Here is a 17,940-nt window from a genome sequence, read left to right on the forward strand (position 1 = left end):
TTCCCCCCGAACGTCGTTGTGGTGTTGCGGGTTCGACGTACGGGGCGGCGGAGGGGGTTGCCGGTTTCCGGTCCCGAAGCGGTCACGGTCAGGACTCGTTCCGGGTTTGAGAGAGTGGACCCCATGAACGTGGAATCTCGTACGGGCCATGTCGTCGTCATCGGCGGTGGCATCTCCGGGCTCGCCGCCGCCCACCGGCTGGCCGGCGCCGGCGCGCGCGTGACCCTGCTGGAGGCGACGGACCGGCTCGGTGGCAAGCTCCTGGCGGGCGAGATCGCGGGCGTGCCCGTCGACCTGGGTGCCGAGTCGATGCTCGCCCGGCGGCCCGAGGCGGTCGCCCTCGCGCGCGAGGTGGGGCTCGGGGACCGGCTCCAGCCGCCCGCCACCGCCACGGCGTCGCTGTGGAACCGGGGCGTGCTCACCCCCATGCCGAAGGGGCACGTCATGGGCGTGCCCGGCGACCCGTCGGTGCTCGGCGGAGTCCTCTCCGCCGACGGCCTCGCGCGGATGCGGCGCGACCACGAGCTGGCACGTACCGAGGTCGGCGACGACATCGCGCTCGGCGAGTACGTCGCGGCCCGCCTCGGCCGTGAGGTCGTCGACCGGCTGGTCGAACCGCTGCTGGGCGGCGTGTACGCCGGTGATGTGTACCGCACCTCGATGCGCGCCGCCGTACCGCAGCTCTTCGAGACGGCGCGGACGTACGACTCGCTCCTCGACGGCGTACGGGAGATCCAGCGCAGGGCCGCCGCGAACCAGCGGACCGGCCCCGTCTTCATGGGTATCGAGGGGGGCGTGGGCACCCTGCCCGACGCCGTCGCGGACGCGGTACGGGCCAAGGGCGGCGAGGTTCTGCTGCGGACCCCCGTGCTCGGGCTGACGCGCGGCGCCGACGGCTGGCAGGTGCGTACCGACGAGCGGGTGATCACGGCCGGCTCCGTCGTCCTCGCGGCCCCCGCCTGGGCCGCCTCCGCGCTGCTCGCCGCCGAGTCACCGGCCGCGGCCGCCGAACTGGCCACCGTCGAGTACGCGTCGATGGCCCTGGTCACCATGGCCTTCCGGCGCCGGGACGTGCAGTCGTCGCTGCCGGAGGGCTCCGGATTCCTCGTGCCGCCCGTGGACGGGCGCACCATCAAGGCGTCGACGTTCTCGACCCGCAAGTGGGGGTGGGTGGACGCCGCCGCGCCCGACCTGTTCGTCCTGCGCACCTCCATCGGGCGCTACGGCGAGGAGGACCACCTGCACCGCGAGGACGAGGAGCTGGTGGAGGTCTCACTGCGCGACCTGGGGGCGGCCACCGGGCTCGCCGCCCGGCCCGTCGCCACCGAGGTCACCCGCTGGATCGGCGGCCTGCCGCAGTACCCCGTCGGGCACCCCGACCGGGTCGCGCGGGTGCGTGGCGAAGTCGCGAAGCTGCCCGGACTGCGGGTCTGCGGGGCGGCGTACGACGGCGTGGGCATCCCCGCGTGCGTCGCGAGCGGGTGGCGCGCCGCCGACGAGATCATGCTCACCCCGGACCCGGCGCGGGGCACGGATCAGGGCGCGGGAGAATAGGGACATGACTGATGCTCCGGAGACTGTGACATCCCCCCGAGGCCCGAACGCCGGCAAGAAGGCCAAGGACCTCAACGACGTCATCCGCTACACCCTGTGGTCCGTCTTCAAGCTGCGCGACGTCCTCCCCGAGGACCGGGCCGGGTACGCGGACGAGGTGCAGGAGCTGTTCGACCAGCTCGCCGCCAAGGACGTCACCGTGCGCGGTACGTACGACGTGTCGGGGCTGCGCGCCGACGCGGACGTCATGATCTGGTGGCACGCGGAGACCGCCGACCAGCTCCAGGAGGCGTACAACCTCTTCCGCCGCACCCGGCTGGGCCGCGCGCTGGAGCCGGTCTGGTCGAACATGGCGCTGCACCGCCCCGCCGAGTTCAACAAGTCGCACATCCCGGCCTTCCTGGCCGACGAGATGCCGCGCAACTACGTCTCGGTCTACCCCTTCGTGCGCTCGTACGACTGGTACCTGCTGCCCGACGAGGACCGTCGCCGCATGCTCGCCGACCACGGCAAGATGGCGCGCGGCTTCCCGGACGTGCGCGCCAACACGGTCGCCTCGTTCTCGCTCGGCGACTACGAGTGGCTGCTGGCGTTCGAGGCCGACGAGCTCTACCGCATCGTCGACCTGATGCGCCACCTGCGCGCCTCCGAGGCCCGCATGCACGTGCGCGAAGAGGTGCCTTTCTACACTGGTCGGCGTAAGTCGGTCGCGGATCTGGTCGCCGGGCTCGCGTGACGCCCTTCGGCCGGGGGTCCGGGGGGTGTCCTCCGGGAGATGCGGCACTGGTCGGCGCAAGTCGGTCGCAGACCTGGTGGCCGGGCTCGCCTGAGCGGCGGCCCGCCACCCCCGACCCGGAAGATCAGACGGTGGGCGCAGGCTTCTTCGCCACTGCCCGCTTGTCCAGCGACACCGGGTTCGGCTCCCGGTGCGGCGCGCATTGCGCGCGCCGCACCGGCGTCCGACCGGTCAGGAGATACGTCTCCAGGTGACCGTTGACGCACTTGTTCGCGCCGCCGCCGATACCGTGCGTCCCCGCGTCCCGCTCCGTGACCAGCGCGGAGCCCGCCAGCCGCCGCTGAAGTTCCAGCGCGCCCGGATACGGCGTCGCCGCGTCCCGCTCGGCGGCCAGGATCAGCGTCGGGGGCAGCTCACCCGGCCGCGTACCGACGTCCAGGGGCTCCTGGCGCGGAGCGCTCCAGTACGCGCACGGCAGGTTCATCCACGCGTTCGCCCACGTCTCGAAGGGCGCGCGCTCCGCGAGCAGGCTGTTGTCGCGGTCCCACACCCACCACTCGGTCGGCCAGGGCGCGTCATTGCACTCGACGGCGGTGTAGACGGCCTTGCTGTTCTCGTCGTCCTTCGCAGACTCGGGCCTCGGTGACGCCTGCTCGATCAGCGGCTTCGGGTTGCCCTTCAGGTACTCCGACAGGGCCGTGGCGCGCATCGCCCAGTAGTCGTCGTAGTAACCGGCGCTGAGCAGCGCCGACTGGAGCTGGGCGGTGCCCACCCTGCCGCCCGCCGGCTTGCGGGAGAGCCCCGCGCGCACCTTCTCGTAGCTGGCGAGGACCGCTTCGGGCGTGGCGCCCAGGTGGTACGTCCTGTCGTGCTTGGCGACCCAGGTGCGGAAGTCCTTCCAGCGCCCCTCGAAGGCGAGCGACTGGTCGAGGTTGTTGCGGTACCAGATCTGTCCGGGGGCGGGGTTGACCGCCGAGTCGAAGACCATGCGGCGTACGTGGGAGGGGAAGAGCGTCGCGTACAGCGCGCCGAAGTAGGTGCCGTACGACGCGCCCATGAAGGTCAGCTTCCTCTCGCCGAGCGCCGCCCGCAGCACGTCCAGGTCGCGGGCGTTGTTGAGCGACGTGTAGTGGCGCAGCGCGCTGCCCGCCGTGCGGGCACAGCCGTCGGCGTACGCCTTGGCGCGGGCTTTCCGCTCCTCCTTGTACGCGGAGGAAGGGTGCGCCGGGGCATGGCTGGGCGCCTGGACGAGTTCCGACGGCTTCTGGCAGGACAGCGGGGCCGAGCGGCCGACGCCACGCGGTGCGTAGCCGACGAGGTCGTACGCCGCGCCGATCCGCTTCCACTCGGGCAGGACGCCCGCCATCGGGAAGAACATGCTGGACGCGCCGGGGCCGCCGGGGTTGTAGACGAGCGCGCCCTGGCGTGCGGCGGGCTTCCCGGTCGCGCGGGCGCGGCTGACGGTCAGTGAGATCTGGCGGCCACCGGGGTCGGCGTAGTCGAGGGGGACCTTGACCGTGCCGCACCTGACGTGTTTGGGCAGGCCCTCGGACGCGGGGCAGGCGCCGAAGGCGATGCCGGCGGCGGCCGCGCGGTGGGCGGCGAGCGCGGTGCCGCGGGCCTCGGGGGAGGCGGCGGACTCGGCGCTGCCGGCGGGGGCGGCGACGAGGGCGGTCAGGACCAGGGAGCCGACGGACGCCAGGGTCCCGTACATGGCCAGTGCTCTCATCGCGTTCCCTTCGCGTGCGGTGCAGGACAAAAGGGATACTTGGCGGGGGAGTTGGCGAAGTAAAGCACCGGTGGGCGGTGTCGGGGTCAATGACCCCGACGAGCCGCGAGGGCGGCACGCAGGTGCGGATCGTCGACAGCGCGTACGCCGAGACGGGCGACGGCGGTCAGGAACGCGCGCTCCCCGGTGCGGTGGCCGGGCGCGAGCGCGTCGAGCACCCGCCGGCCGGCGGGGGAGGCCCAGCCGGTGTACGTATGGATCTCGAACCGGGCGATGGCGAGGCAGCCCAGGCTGAGGCCGAGCGGGAGCGCGAACCAGGCGGCGACCAGGCCCCGGCCCGCGGCCTGCTCCTGGCCCGGCAGCAGCAGGGACGCGGCGGCCAGGGCCAGGACGAGCAGGGTCGCGGCCCGCACGGACCGTACGGCGGAGGTGAGGGGGGCGCGTACGGCGTCGGGGACGGCGAGGCCCGCGGAGACCAGGCGGTCGGCCACGGCCCGTACGGCGTCGGCGGTGGTCGTGGCGGTACGTATCGCCGCTACCGGGGACTGGCCGGCCGGGCCGATTGCGCCCAGCACCGAGCGCTCCACATCGTCCTCGCCCCGTGGGTCGACGACGACGGTCGCCCAGCCGGTGTGCGCGAGCAGCAGCCGGCGGCGGCGGTGCATCGACACGAGGGCCAGGTCCGCGACTCTCACCGGGCCGCCGGCGAGGAACGCCGTCTCGTAGAGGCTCAGTTCGTAATCCTGGGGCGCGGGCGCGGGCCGTGCGGCGTCCACGGGCCGTTCCGGGTGGCCGGCGGCGACGGAAGCGGCGAGGCAGAGCCGGGCGCAGGAGACCGCGGCCGCGACACAGGCCACGATGAGGAAAAGAACCCAGAACATGGCGGAGTTCTACGCGACAAGCCCACCGGAAAGCCATGGCCGGCTCACGATGTGGACCATTCCGTCGTGGCTTCGTGGCGTCGTGGCTTCATGACCGAATGGTCCGCCGCGACCTCGCGGAAGTGATCGGCGGGTCGCTCCGCCACCCGTCAGGAGCTGCTGCCGCAGCTTGAGCCCGAGCTGCAACTCGAACCGGAGCTCGAACCGCAACTGGATCCGCTGCCGCTGCCGCAGCTCGACCCGCCGGAGCTGCTTGAGCAGCCGGAACCGCCCGATCGGGAGCCCGAATCCCCCGAGCTGCTGCCGCAGCTCGAAGCGCCGGAGGCGGAGCCCGCGCACCACACCATGGCGGCGGCCGCGTAAGTGGTGCTGGTGCCGCTGTCCGTCGACGGCGTACGGGACGTGGTGCGGGACGTGGTGCGGGAGCCGCCCGGTGTCAGCCGCGCCGCCGTGTGCAACTGCTCCCACAGGGCGCGGTCGGGCAGCGCCCGCAGGCCGCGCACCGCGACGAGGTGGCCGGAGGCGGTCCGGTCCGCGTGCGAGGCGGCGTACGCGGCGGCCGCCGCGCGGCCCGCCGGGGTGACACGGGCGGCCGCCCTGCCCGCGTTGACGGCGCCGCACACGATTCCCCAGACCAGCGCGGGCAGCACCAGGGTGATGAACGGGACGGCGGAATGCCCCGCGACGCTCACCGCGATCGCAGTCACGATGCACGCGGGCAGACCGAGTATGCAGGTGATCAGCAGGACGATACTGCCGGTGCGCCACTTGCGGCCGGCCTGCGGCGGCACCATCAGGCCGCGGAACGCGAGGCTGTCGCCGATCTCCTGCACCGCCTCGCCGCGCATGACGGCGTACCGCAGGTTGTGCAGCGCGCCGTTGGGTGCGGCGGCGAGTTCGGCGTACACGCTCCGCTCCACCGGGCCGTGGGCGACGGTGCTCCGTGCCGAGACGATGCCGGGGCCGCCGATCGCGAGGCGGCCGTCGGAGTGCATCGTGGCGAGTGCGGTGTCCACGACCCTGGAGGGGCCGCCGTTCAGGAACGCGACCTCCATGAGGTCGTGGAGGGGGACGGGCCCGGTGCCGGCCGGGCCGCGGCGGAGGGCGGAGGTGCCCCGGAACAGGATGATCGAGACCGCCACGATGGCGAGTGCGATGAGCAGGGCGAGGACGGTCGTGGTCATCGGCGCGTCACTTCCTGACGAGTGCGGCACGCGCCGCACGGACGAATCGGGTCGTACGGCGGGGAGGGCGCGGGCCCGCGCGGTCCTGCCACCAGACGGTCAGTTGCCTGCGGGCGGCCTCGTCCCCCGGCCGGCCGGTGGCCAGCAGGTGCTCGGCGAAGTCAAGTGCGTCACGCCGGTAACCGGCCGACATGGGCCGGGACTTGGCGTACGCCAGGAACGCGTCGCGGTAGGCGGCGGCCCCCAGGAGCTGCGGGAGCTCCGGGGCGACCTTGGCCACGACGTCGGCCCGCTTCCCGGCGAGCGCACGGCTTTGGACGCGCAGGCGCGCGGAGTCGAAGCCGGCGGGGACGGGGGTTCCGGCGACGAGGGCGGAGAGAAGCGCGGCCTGCGCGAGCGCGACCCGGATACGGGCGTCGTCACCCCGCCGAGCACCCGCCGGCACCCCGACGACGGGGTCTTCGCCGCGCTCGGGAGCTGCGGGGGGCGTGGCCTGCGGCCGCTCGGCGCGCTGTGCCGGGGGCGTCAGGGCTGTGCGGATTCTGGTCAGTTCCCTGGCCAGGTCCTCCGTGGGCGGGAAGTTGTCGTCGCGCTCCAGGAGGACGCCCGGCGGGTCCGTGCGGGAGCGCAGGTCCGTCAGGATGTCGAGGACCGGCCGGGACACGGGGTGGGCGTGCGTGTCGTGCCAGACGCCGTCCTTTTCGATGCCGCCCGCCACGTGGACGTACGCGATCGCCTCCACCGGGAGCTCGTCGAGCGCCGCCGAAGGATCCTCGCCGCGGTTCACGTGGTTGGTGTGGAGGTTGGCCACGTCGATCAGGAGGCGGACGCCGGTCCGTGACACCAGCTCCGCCAGGAACTGACCCTCCGTCATGTCCTCGTCCGGCCAGTTGATCAGCGCCGCGATGTTCTCCAGCGCCAGCGGCACCGGCAGCGAGTCCTGCGCGATGCGCACGTTCTCGCACAGCACGTCGAGCGCGTCCCGGGTGCGCGGCACCGGCAGCAGGTGCCCGGCCTCCAGAAGCGGGCTTGCCGTGAGGGGGCCTCCCGCCCGTACGAACGCGATGTGCTCCGTGACGAGAGGGGCGCCCAGCGCCTCGGCCGTCGCCGCCAGGTCCGCCAGCCGGGCCGCGTCCGGGCGGTCCGCGCCGCCCAGGCCCAGCGAGACGCCGTGCGGGATCACCTTCGTACCGCGGGCGCGCAACCGGAGGATGGAGTCGGGAAGGTGGCCGGGGCAGAGGTTCTCCGCCACCGCCTCGACCCAGTCGATGCCGGGCAGCCCCTCCACCGCGTCGGCGATCTCCGGGCGCCAGCCGATACCCGTACCGAGACGTCCAAGACGTTCCATGTGTCCCCCTCCTCTGCTTCGTGCAGGGGTAATGGCCCCGGCGCGCCGCGCCGAATCCAGAGGAGGGGACGTTCAGAGGTTGATTTGAGGTTAGGGGGAAGGCTCGGGGCGGTTCGTGTTGACCGCCGGGCTGCCGATCTCGCCCTCCGGCTGCGCGGACGGCCGGGAGGTGAAGGTCTGGTCACCGGTCGGTACGGCGGCCGGCGGCGACGGGACCGTCACCGAGCCGTCGGGCGGCGGGGGCCCGGTCGGGCTCGCCGTGGTGTTGCCCGCGGCCTCGTTCGCCAGGGCGTCGAAGTCGACCAGACCGGTGGCCTCCAGCATGGTGATGTGGTCGAGGACGGTCTGGTTCGCGTCGGTCGCCAACTGCCGTATCAGCGCGTTGCGCGTGGTGTGCCGCACCTGGGCCACGAGGGAGAAGACCTTGCCGTGCGCGTTGCGCAGGAGGTTGGCGAACTTGCGCTCGTACTCCGGACCGCTCGCCGCCGACAGCTCCCTGAGCCACCCCTGCTGCTGCTCGTTGGGCTGGTTCGGCAGCGGAACGTTGAGCTGCGCGGCCACCGAACGGGCCCGCTTGTCGAGGTCCGCGTGACCGACGACCAGGTGGTCACCGGCCTCCTTGATCGCCTCACTCGGGGCGCGCTCGATCGCCTGCTGTCCGGCCGGCAGCTCCCACAGGCCCGCCAGCCGCACCTTCACCAGGAAGTCCCGGTCGGTGGCGGACAGCGGGCCCCACTGGGTGGCGACCGTGGAGGCGTTGAGGTTGGCCTGGCCGGTGCCCGAGCGGTCCGCGTAGGACCACACCGGGAAGGCGAGTGCGCCGATGGTGGCGACAAGTGCCGCGATGATGAGTGCTGTTCCGTTGATGCGTCGCAACAAAGTGTCTCCCGAGCCGATGCGTTACACCGTCGAACCAACCGCCTGCCGAGCGGCCGGACAACCTACTTGCAAGTATTCGTAGGTACGTGTGACGCAGCCGACGCGTTCAACGCCGCGCGGCGAAAATCCGGTTCAGGCCCCGCGCCGCCCGGCGACGCAGCGCGGTGACGCGGACAGCTCGGTGGTGTGCAGGTCGACGATGAGCAGGCCAGGAGCAGCGTCGAGCTGGTGCCGCACTTCCCCGGATGGCGAAACGGCCATGCTGCGCCCGATCCCCAGGGGTTCGGTGCCAGGGTCCCGGCCAATGGACCGCGGTGAGGCCTGATCGCAAGCGAGGACCCAGGCACCACTGTCCAGTGCGCGGGCGCGGACCAGAACGTCCCACTGGTCCGCCTTCCCCGGGCCGTCGGCCCAGGAAGCGGGCAGCAGGATGGCCTGCGCACCCCGCGCGGCCAGCTCGTGGAAGAGGCTGGGGAAGCGGACGTCGTAGCAGGTGGCGACGCCGAAGGTCAGGCCGTTCAACTGGAAGGTCACAGGCTGTCGGCCGGGCGCCACCGTCTCCGACTCGGTGTAGCCGAGCGCATCGAAGAGGTGGATCTTGTCGTAGTGGGTGTCGACACCCGGCCCTGTGATCAGCAGGGTGTTTCTGACCCGGCCGCCGTCGCCCGGAGTGAACATGCCCACGACGACGGTGAGACCGGCTCTGGCCGACATGGCGCGTACGGCCTCTGCCCACGGCCCCTTCAGCGGCTCGGCCACAGCGGCGAGCGGGGTCCCGAAGCGGGCCATGGCCGCCTCCGGAAACACCACGAGGTCTGCCTGGTGCCCGGCCGCCTCGGCGATACCGGCCTCGATGATCTCGAGATTCCGCCGGGGATCGGAGTCGGACAGCATCTGGTTCAACGCTATGCGCAACGGCGTGCCCTCTCTACGGCGCAAGCGCGGCCCGCGTACCGGCCCATGTGCTTGCAGGCACTGACGGGGGTCATCGCAGAGTTCCCTGTTCGAGTTCCGCGGCCATATGGGTACGGGCGGGCTTTCCGCTCGCCGTCCGGGTGACGGCGCTGTGGGTCACCTCGATCACGCGCTCCGGAGCCATACCGAAGTCGGCAGCCACACGGGTGGCGACCTGGGCGGTGTCGATGTGCCGGGCCCGCTCCGGCACGACGACGACGGCGAATGACTCGCCGGACGGCAGGACCACGCACTCGGCGACACCGGGAACCGTTGCGGCCACCTGCTCGATGTCCGTGGCGAAGACATTCACGCCGTTGACAGAGATACGGTCGCCTCTGCGGCCGCTCAGATACAACCGGCCCGACCGCAGACACCCCAGGTCGCCCGTGTCGAACCAGGTGGTGCGATGGTCGGTGCCCCCGTCGTAGCCGTCGAACAGCGTGGCTCCGCGCAGCTGTACCGAGCCGACCTCCGCCTCCGCGCAGTCGAGTCCCGACTCGTCCACGATGCGCAGGTCGAGGCCGGGCATGGTGCTGCCGAGACACGCGGCTGTGGTGGGCCCGTCCGCTCGGAAGCTGGCGCCCGCGTCCACATAGCGGTGCGAGGTGGCCATCAGCGCCGCCTCGGCGAGTCCGTAGCAGAACACCAGTGCCGTCGAGTCGAATCCCAGGGGCCCGGCGGCGTCGAGGAAGGTGCGCACCGACTGCGGGCGGATGGGTTCAGCCCCGCAGAACACGGTGCGCCAGGCGCTGAAAAGCTGCCGATCGGGTGCTTCCTGTCCCTCCGCTGCCTCCCCGATCCGGGCTGAGAGATAACGGAGCATGAAGTCGGGGAAGGCGCTGTGCACACCCTCCGCGTCCCGCACCAGCCGCAGTGCCGCCATGGGCCTGCGCAGGAAGGTGCCCGGGTCCTCGACCACCAGGTCGATTCCCTGGACCAGGGAGGTCAGTACCCCGATGAGGCCCATGTCGTGATGGAGCGGCAGGGCGATCAGCCCGGCGTGGCCCGGCTTCATGCCTGCGACGGTTCGGATGGCCTCGATATTGCCGAGCACGGCACGGTGGCTGAGCGGTATGGGACGCGGCATTCCGGTGGAGCCGCTCGTGTACTGGATGAACGCGAGGTCGTCACGGTCAGCCGGGGCGGGCTCGGGCGTGGCCTGCGGACGGAGCACCAACTGGAGCTCGTTCAGGCCGTGTCCGGTGATGCGGAAAGCATGGCGCACGCGCTGCTGCCGCATCACCATCGAGAAGTACTGCCCGGTGATCGCCCCTGGAACGCGCGGCTTTACGGAGACGGGGATCGCGCCCAGATGCATCAGGCCCAGGAAGGCAAGCACACCCTCACGGGAGCTGCTGATGCGGAGCATCACCCGGTCTTTCGGGCGTACCCCTTGCTGCGCGAAGCCACCGGCTGCCGCCGCGATCTGCTCGGCGAACACCGGGTACGTCAGGCACTCCCGCTTGGCGGAGGTACCGAAGGTGACGGTGGCGTCGTGCCGGCAGGCCTGTCCGGCGATGGCCTCCTGCAGCGTGCTCGCGGTCATGCCGCCCTTCCCGGAACGTTCAACAGGGACCGCAGGTCGGCCCGGTGAATCTGTTTGGTGTCACGGTCGACGAGCCCCAGCCGGACCCGGCCCCGGGCGACAACGGTGCCGTCGCTCCGCTCGATGTCCTGGGTGAGAGTGAAGCTGTACGTGGACTGCCCTGCCAGCGACGTACGGACGAAGAGACGGCCCACCGGGTCCCAGTCGACCGCCTTCAGGTAATCGAGCTGGAGCTGCAGGACCACGGCCACCAGAGAGCTGTCCCGCAGGTCGACTCCCAGGGCGAGCCCCCACTGCCAGCGGCCCGACTCGAGAAGCTGGACATGCACACTGTTGTTCAGATGTCCGGCCCAGTCGAAGTCGTTGGGGCGCAGGGCGACTTCACAGGTGTGCTCGAATTCCTGTGGTGTGACGGTGTTCATGAGGCCGGCCCTCCGCTTCTCGCCGGCTCGGCCAGGAGTACGACCACCGCACCGGCCAGATCACCGGTGTGGCTGATCGACACTTCCATGGCGAGGCGTTGCTGCCGGTGCCACTGGGCGATCTGCCCGTGCAGTTGTATCCGGGGCTGCCCCGCAGGGCCGTGTACCACCTCCACCTCGGGAAAGGTGTGGGCCGGTGCGCCGCCCAGGGAGCTGAGCGCCTTGACGAAGGCCTCCTTGGCCGAGAACAGCCCGGCCAAGGAGGTGTACGGGTCAGGGCGGGAGTGGCAGTGCGCGCGCTCGCCGTCGGTGAACAGGACGCCGCTATCGAGCAAGTGCGGCTTCGCGCGCAGCTCCGTTACGGACTGCAGATCGAATCCGGTCGACATCGTTCGTCCGCAGGCTGGCGAAGTAGGCACGCTTGAGATCCTCATACGACTGGGTGTGGATTCCGGTCACCTCGCGGACCAGGGCGAACACGCTGGTCAGCTTCTTCGCGTGCACCGAACCCTCGTGCAGCGCCTCGTCGCCGAGGCCGAACTCCTCCTCGGCGGTGCGGGTCCGCTCCCACCAGTTCACGAAGCCCTCGCGCTCGGTCTGGGCGTCACGGGCCGAGCCGAACGTCTCGCCGCCGTCGGGACGGACCCAGGTGTACGCCATCGACAGGACGTCCTTGATGGGGTAGACCCCGGACTCCACGAGCGCCTTGGCGAAGGAGGCGAAGTACTGCCGGTGCTGCACCTCGTCCTTCATGACCGTGTGGAAGACGTCACGCACCAGGCCGTCCTTGGTGGTGCGGGACTGCCAGCCGTACGACACACACGCCTCGATCTCGACACACGCCTGGAGAATGCAGACCCGCGCGTAGTTGTCGGTGGGGAAAGGGCCCCGGTGCTCGATCACCTCGCCCTCGTCGATCGGGTCGATGCCCGCCATCTCCATGAGCCGGCCGAAGGCGACCTCGTGGTGCGCCTCCTCCTCCAGCCAGTAGCGCGCCGACCAGGCCGCGGCGATGTGCAGGACGTCGGCCCCGAGCGGGTTCGACTCGCGTATTTCGCCGGCCAGCTTGACGCCGTCCACGGCGAGCCGGATACCGGCGGGCTGGGTGGTCAGCTCGGCGCGGGAGGCGTGCCACAGCGCGGCCTTGTCGCCGGGGGCCGGACGGGACAGCCGGCGGCCGTCGAAGAGGTTGTCCGTGCCCCAGCGGCGCTGCTCGTGGTAGCTCTGCTGGACGCGCAGCACATCGCTGATGGTGGCCCCCGCGCGGAGCTCCTTGACGATGTCGGTCATGATCAACATGGGTCGGGACGCCCTTCCGTTCAGGAGGAGGTGGTGGCGAGCTGCTTGCCCAGCGCCGTGACGACGTCCTCGGCGGTGTGGTCGAGGGTCATCGTCGGCAGTTCCACGTCGTCGTCGACACCGACGTCGGCGAGGCCGCCCGCGAACGCGTCAAGCAGGTCGATGGAGTTGATCGCGTGCGGCGAGGCGACCAGGACGGCGGAGAGCGGCCGCCCGTCGAACACCTCTTCCTGCGGCAGGCCGAGCCGGCGCGCGATGTTGGTCCTGAGTTCGGTGAGCATGGATGTCTCCCTGTGGGTCAGTGCTGCGGTGATGTCGCGGGGGCGGCCGGAGGCGTCCAGCCGGGCGTGCGCCCGAGCGCCGCCAGGACGAGGTCGAGCGTGGGCGCTCCACGGACCGGGGCCAGGGCAGGTGCGAACAGTGCGGCGGGGCCGAGCCTGCGGTCGTCGTCGGGCACACGCAGGGCGAAGACCAGGGCGGCCTCGGCGATGTCGTCGTCCGGCTCCGGGTTCAGGCCGAGGGTCCGGGCCACATCCCAGCCGTGCACGACGTAGTCCAGGAAGTGGAACCCGATCGCGACCGAGGCGGGGAAGGTGGTCGTCGTACTGATCTCCGGGAGGCTGAACTCGCGGGTGAGGGTGCCCGGTCGGGCGAAGGCGTCGAGGACCGCCTCGGCGGCGGCGCGATAGGTCTTCACCGGGTCGTCACCGAGTTCGGCGGGCTGCCACGCACAGAGGTCGGAGCCGCCCCCGGCCGCGGCGGCCGCGAAGCCGTGGTGCTGGCCCGTCATGTGGGCCACCAGCTCACGGAGGTTCCAGTCCGCGCACGGAGTGGGGGCCTCCCAGGTGTCGGCTGTCGCCTGTTCCAGTAGGCGTACGGTCTCCAGCACTGCCGTCCGGTCTAACTTCCGGATATCCATGCGGATCCTTTCGGCGAGTGGACAGTAAAACAATAGCACGACCGTACGTTTAGTTAGTTAGCCGGTAAGAAAAAGCCGTGGGGCCCGGTCCTGACCGGCCGGGCCCCACGGCCTCGTGCTCCCGCTCCGCGCGCACCCGGGTCGTTACGCGAGGGCCTCCGCCGCCCGCTCGGTGATGAAGGCGGCCAGCCTGCCCACGCCTTCGGCGATCCGCTCCGGGGGCAGGGCGCTGCAGGACAGCCGGAGTTGGTGGTCTCCGCCGCCGTCGAGGTAGAAGTCGCTCATCGGCGTCCAGAGCACGCCGAAGGCGCGTGCCGAGTGTTCGAGGGCCTTGGTGTCGGCCACGAACGGTACGCGGACGACGAGGAAGAAACCGCCGTCCGGCTGGTTCCAGTCGACCCCCAGCTCCTGGCGGCGTCCGGCGGGGAAGTGCCGCTCCAGCTCCGCGAGGAGGGTGTTGAGGTTGGTGCGGTAGAAGTCGATGGCGTCGGCGTTGGCCTCGCGGAGCCGGCAGCCGGACTCGATGAGGAGTCCTCCGATGACGGCCTGGCTGATGGCGGAGGTGTTGACCGTCGTCATGCTCTTGATCTTGGATAGCTGGTCGGCGAGCAGGGTCCGCTCGCCGGCGGGGCCCACGACCTCCTGATCGGCCACCACATAGCCGACGCGCGCGCCGGGCAGTGCGGTCTTGGCGAACGACCCCAGGTGCAGGACGCGGCGTTCGCGGTCCAGGGCCTTGAGCGTGGGCCTGGCGGACCCGACCCGGACGAAGAACCCGTACGGATCATCCTCCAGGATCAGCAGGTCCTCCTGTACGGCGATCTCCAGGAGCCGTTCGCGGGCGGCGACGGTCATGCTCGCGCCGGACGGGTTGGCGAAGTCCGGCACCACATACAGGGCGCGCGGCCGCCGCCCCGCCGCCCTGGTCTCCCGTACGGCGGCCAGGACCGCCTCCGGGTCCGGACCATCGGCGCCCTCCCCGACGGGGCGCACCGCGATGTCGAGCAGCCGTGCCGCCCCGGTGACCCCGACGTAACACGGTGAACTGACCAGCAGCGTGTCCTCGGGGCGCGCGAAGAGGGCGCGCAGGGTGAGCAGCATCGCTTCCTGGCAGCCGGTCGTCACGACCACCGACTCCGGGCTCACGGAGATGCCCTCGTCGTTGGCCAGGGTGCGGGCGATGAGGTCGTGGATGACGCCGTTGGTGCGCCCGTACTGGAAGAGCAGGGTCCGCACCTGGTCGCGCGACCAGCCGAGCTCCCGCTCCAAGTGGTCCGCGTAGGACCGGAGATGGCGTGCGATGTCCTCCGGCTCGAAGGTGCCCTCGGAGGGCCTGCCGGGCGCGAAGGAGATGGCCTCGGGGAAGCGTGCGACGACTTCGTTGAGGAAGTTCATCGCGTCGAGCACCGGATCCGTCAGCGAGGCGTGCAGCTCGCCCAGGTCGAGGGCCCCGGCGGGCGCTCCGGGCGCTGTGGTGTCTGCCATGGGATCAGCCTCTCGTCGTGGCGCCGGCGAAGGCGGTTCGCAGGTATGCGGCGGCCTGCTCGATGGCGCGGCGGCCGGCGTCGAGGGTCCCCGCCATGGCGAAGAAGCCGTGCGCCACGCCCGGATAACGGGTGGCCTCAACGGGTACGCCGCTCTCCCGCAGGCGCTCGGCGTACTGCTCGCCCTCGTCGCGGAGCGGGTCGTACTCGGCGGTGATCACCAGCGCCTGCGGCAGCCGGGAGTGATCGGCTGCCCGCAGCGGGGAGACGAGGGGGTTGGTGCCGTCCGCGGGCGTGGCCAGGTAGTTGTCCCAGTACCACTGCACGGACTTGTCGTTGAAGAGCAGCGGATCGGTGTTCTCGCGACGCGACGGCGTGTCCGCCAGGTAGTCCGTGTTGGGGTAGACGAGCAGTTGGGCCAGGATGTCCGGGCCTGCCGCGTCACGCGCCATGAGGGTCACCACCGCGGCGAGGTTGCCCCCCGCGCTGTCCCCGCCGACGGCCACGCGCGTGCCGTCGCCGCCGAACCGCCCGGCGTTCTCGACGGCCCACCGCACGCCCGCGAGGCAGTCCCGCGGCGCGGCGGGGAACTTGTGCTCGGGCGCGAGGCGGTAGCCCACGGCGACGGTGAGGCACACGGCGGCATTGGCCAGGCTCCGGCAGATCGCGTCACTGGTGGCGATGGAGCCCAGCGTCCAGCCGCCGCCGAAGAAGTAGACGAGTACGGGCAGCGGGCCCTCGCCGGCGGGCCGGTAGACGCGGACGGGGAGGGGTCCTGCGGGGCCGGGTATCGACTCGTCGATCACCTGCTCCACGGGTTCGGGAGTCCCCGAGTCGGCCTGGACGGCGGCGAGATCGGCTGCCCGCGCCTCTTCCAGGGACATGGTGTACAAGGGCCGGACGCCCTGCGCCGAGCGCTGGTCGTACAGCGCCTGGAGTTGTGGATCGAATGCCATGGTGCCTCCGGACCAGGGCCGCGGTCCGGTGGACCGCGGGCGGTGTCAAGGTGTGTCGGGCAGGAGCGACGGCTTTGTCGAGACGCCGCGGAGGCGGTTCAAGATGCCCTCGGCTGCCCTGGAGTAAGAGGTGAAGTTGTCGTGCAGTACGGATTCGGCGTTGGCCATCTCCAGCAAGGCGACCAGTTCGAAGGCGAGTTGGGGGATGTCGGTGTCGTCACGGACCTCGCCCGCTTTCCTCGCGTCCTCGATCGCCTGCTCAAGGTAGGTGAACCAACTGCCGTGGGCACCGGCGACCGTGTCGTGCACCTTGCCCTCGCGTGCGTCGTACTCGGCCGAGACCGAGTAGAAGAAGCAGCCGCCGGGGAAGACGCGTTGCTGGGAGTAGGTGAGCCAGCTCGTGCAAATGCTCCACAACTGGTGTATCCCTGGCGGCAGTTCGCGGTTCGGCTGCACCACGTACTCGATGTAGATCTTGATGGCGGTGCGTACGGTCGCGAGCTGTAGCTCCTCCTTCGAGCCGAACAGGGCGAACACTCCGCTCTTGCTGAGCTTGAGTTCACCTGCCAGACGGCCCAGCGACAGCCCTTCGAGGCCTTCCACCGATGCGATCTCAACGGCGCGCCGCAGAATCAACTGGCGGGTCTGGTTTCCGCGCGCGATCCGCCCATCGGTGCGGGTCGTGGTCACGCACCACCTCCTCAATCTCCCTGTGCGGGAAGGTCGGTGTCCCAGCGGTCGGACTCCTCACCCTACTAAGTGGACGACCGTGCGGACAGTGTGCAAGAGTACAGTTACTGTACGGCCGTGCGTTTAGTTTGGTGCACGGGTCACGTGAGTACGGGGGGACGAAGAGTGGCAGCGCTGACGCTGTACGAGTACCGGGCCGCGGCAAAGGAGCGCCTGGACGGGCCTGTGTGGGACTTCCTCGAAGGGGGCAGCGGCACCGAGTCGATGCTCTCGGCGGGACGTGCCGCGCTCGACCGGCTCCGCCTGCGCCCGCGTTGCCTCGTCGATGTCTCCGCGTGCGACCCGAGCGTGTCCCTGCTGGGTTCGCGACTGGCCGCCCCGCTGGGCATCGCCCCCATGGCGTACCACCAACTGGCGCATCCCGAGGGCGAGGTGGCCACCGCGCGTGCGGCCGGCGCGGCGGGTGCGCTGCTTACGGTCAGCATGTTCGCGAGCCGCACGCTGGAGGACATCGCGGCGGCGGCGACCGGGCCCCTGTGGCTGCAGCTCTACTGGCTCAGGAGGCGGGAGTCGCTCGTCGACCTGGTCCGGCGGGCGGAGGACGCCGGCTACGAGGCGCTGGTGCTGACCGTCGACGCACCGAGGGTGGCGCACCGTCCACGGGACGCCCGCAATGGGTTCGCGGTGCCCGCGGGGATCCGCGCGGCGAATATGGACCCGTCCGTCATGTCCACATCCCATGGCGGCACGGCGGGCGAGTCCGCCATCGCGCGGCATTCGAAGGAACAGTTCGACCCTTCCATTACCTGGGAGGATCTCGCGTGGCTACGGGAGCGCACTTCTCTGCCGCTCGTATTGAAGGGCGTGCTCGCACGCGAGGACGCCGAGCTCGCCGTGAAATACGGCGTCGACGGGCTTGTCGTCTCGAATCACGGAGGTCGTCAGCTCGATTTCGCGATCCCGGCCGTCGATGCTCTTCCCGAGATCGCCGAGGCCGTGGACGGACGATGCCGTCTGATCCTTGACGGGTCCATTCGGCATGGCGCGGATATCGCGAAGGCGCTGTGCCTGGGGGCCGATGCGGTATTCATCGGCCGCCCGGCCCTATGGGGACTGGCCCATTCCGGAAGTGCCGGCGTCTCGTCCGTCCTCCAGGTGCTGCTGGATGAGTTCGAAGAGGTGATGGCGCTCATGGGTGCCGCTCACGTGCGGGACTTCGGGAATTCGGCAATTGTTCATTATTGAACTGGACGTTTCAACGAATCGGCTAATTCTCATTCATCGGATTCGTCGGGTGGGTGGGGCCTTCGGCATGCCAAAAAACGGAAATGTGGGCCGGATCGACCGGCCTACTTG

The 17,940-nt window shown here is 70.9% G+C and carries 18 protein-coding genes; 3 read left to right on the plus strand and 15 right to left on the minus strand.

Features of this window, described 5'->3' with window-relative positions:
* The first annotated feature begins 21 nt into the window (after positions 1-21).
* Together hemG and hemQ are read left to right on the plus strand one after the other, a co-directional pair.
* The gene (gene hemG, locus G412_RS0120365; RefSeq protein WP_341860596.1) at positions 22-1,554 is read left to right on the plus strand and encodes a protoporphyrinogen oxidase; all 1,533 of its coding nucleotides are present in this window, start codon (positions 22-24) and stop codon (positions 1,552-1,554) included.
* A 4-nt stretch (positions 1,555-1,558) separates the two neighbouring features.
* Entirely contained in the window at positions 1,559-2,290 is a 732-nt protein-coding gene (gene hemQ, locus G412_RS0120370; RefSeq protein ID WP_028813694.1) for a hydrogen peroxide-dependent heme synthase, read from the plus strand.
* A 124-nt stretch (positions 2,291-2,414) separates the two neighbouring features.
* On the opposite strand, the gene G412_RS0120375 is transcribed toward hemQ, so the two are convergent.
* The 15 genes from G412_RS0120375 to G412_RS0120445 all read right to left on the minus strand — a co-directional run bounded on the left by G412_RS0120375 (position 2,415) and on the right by G412_RS0120445 (position 16,584).
* Positions 2,415-4,019, minus strand: a complete 1,605-nt coding sequence (locus G412_RS0120375; protein WP_028813695.1) for an alpha/beta hydrolase — start codon at positions 4,017-4,019, stop codon at positions 2,415-2,417.
* An 86-nt stretch (positions 4,020-4,105) separates the two neighbouring features.
* Positions 4,106-4,900: a TIGR04222 domain-containing membrane protein gene (locus G412_RS0120380; RefSeq protein WP_028813696.1), complete on the minus strand. Its 795-nt coding sequence runs from the start codon at positions 4,898-4,900 to the stop codon at positions 4,106-4,108.
* Between the two features lie 149 nt (positions 4,901-5,049).
* A complete protein-coding gene (locus G412_RS0120385; RefSeq protein WP_028813697.1) occupies positions 5,050-6,084 on the minus strand; it encodes a TIGR04222 domain-containing membrane protein in 1,035 nt (344 codons plus the stop codon).
* A 7-nt stretch (positions 6,085-6,091) separates the two neighbouring features.
* Entirely contained in the window at positions 6,092-7,432 is a 1,341-nt protein-coding gene (locus G412_RS0120390; protein ID WP_028813698.1) for an MbnB/TglH/ChrH family RiPP precursor modification enzyme, read from the minus strand.
* A gap of 90 nt (positions 7,433-7,522) precedes the next feature.
* Entirely contained in the window at positions 7,523-8,308 is a 786-nt protein-coding gene (locus tag G412_RS0120395; protein WP_208857912.1) for a DUF4142 domain-containing protein, read from the minus strand.
* Between the two features lie 135 nt (positions 8,309-8,443).
* Positions 8,444-9,250: a carbon-nitrogen hydrolase family protein gene (locus G412_RS0120400; protein ID WP_341860597.1), complete on the minus strand. Its 807-nt coding sequence runs from the start codon at positions 9,248-9,250 to the stop codon at positions 8,444-8,446.
* A 46-nt stretch (positions 9,251-9,296) separates the two neighbouring features.
* On the minus strand, positions 9,297-10,814 hold the full coding sequence (locus G412_RS0120405) for an AMP-binding protein (RefSeq protein ID WP_028813701.1): 1,518 nt from the start codon (positions 10,812-10,814) through the stop codon (positions 9,297-9,299).
* On the minus strand, positions 10,811-11,236 hold the full coding sequence (locus tag G412_RS0120410; protein ID WP_028813702.1) for an acyl-CoA thioesterase: 426 nt from the start codon (positions 11,234-11,236) through the stop codon (positions 10,811-10,813). The genes G412_RS0120405 and G412_RS0120410 overlap by 4 nt, the downstream gene beginning before the upstream one ends.
* Positions 11,233-11,571 (minus strand): holo-ACP synthase, encoded by a 339-nt coding sequence (locus G412_RS35320; protein WP_051338493.1) that lies wholly within the window; start codon positions 11,569-11,571, stop codon positions 11,233-11,235. Before G412_RS35320 ends, G412_RS0120410 begins: the two co-directional genes overlap by 4 nt.
* On the minus strand, positions 11,561-12,526 hold the full coding sequence (locus tag G412_RS35325; RefSeq protein WP_157839143.1) for a ferritin family protein: 966 nt from the start codon (positions 12,524-12,526) through the stop codon (positions 11,561-11,563). The genes G412_RS35320 and G412_RS35325 overlap by 11 nt, the downstream gene beginning before the upstream one ends.
* 29 nt (positions 12,527-12,555) lie before the next feature.
* Entirely contained in the window at positions 12,556-12,816 is a 261-nt protein-coding gene (locus G412_RS0120425) for a hypothetical protein (RefSeq protein WP_028813703.1), read from the minus strand.
* Between the two features lie 17 nt (positions 12,817-12,833).
* A complete protein-coding gene (locus tag G412_RS0120430; protein ID WP_028813704.1) occupies positions 12,834-13,454 on the minus strand; it encodes a TIGR03086 family metal-binding protein in 621 nt (206 codons plus the stop codon).
* Between the two features lie 144 nt (positions 13,455-13,598).
* Positions 13,599-14,939 (minus strand): aminotransferase-like domain-containing protein, encoded by a 1,341-nt coding sequence (locus G412_RS0120435; protein ID WP_028813705.1) that lies wholly within the window; start codon positions 14,937-14,939, stop codon positions 13,599-13,601.
* A 4-nt stretch (positions 14,940-14,943) separates the two neighbouring features.
* The gene (locus G412_RS0120440) at positions 14,944-15,894 is read right to left on the minus strand and encodes an alpha/beta hydrolase (RefSeq protein WP_028813706.1); all 951 of its coding nucleotides are present in this window, start codon (positions 15,892-15,894) and stop codon (positions 14,944-14,946) included.
* A 45-nt stretch (positions 15,895-15,939) separates the two neighbouring features.
* Entirely contained in the window at positions 15,940-16,584 is a 645-nt protein-coding gene (locus G412_RS0120445) for a TetR/AcrR family transcriptional regulator (protein WP_028813707.1), read from the minus strand.
* Positions 16,585-16,749: 165 nt separating this feature from the next.
* On the opposite strand from G412_RS0120445, the gene G412_RS0120450 reads away from it, so the two are divergent.
* Positions 16,750-17,829 (plus strand): alpha-hydroxy acid oxidase, encoded by a 1,080-nt coding sequence (locus tag G412_RS0120450; protein ID WP_028813708.1) that lies wholly within the window; start codon positions 16,750-16,752, stop codon positions 17,827-17,829.
* Positions 17,830-17,940: the final 111 nt, after the last annotated feature.

Origin of the sequence: Streptomyces flavidovirens DSM 40150 (genome assembly GCF_000429085.1) — a bacterium.
Taxonomy (GTDB): Bacteria; Actinomycetota; Actinomycetes; order Streptomycetales; family Streptomycetaceae; genus Streptomyces; species Streptomyces flavidovirens.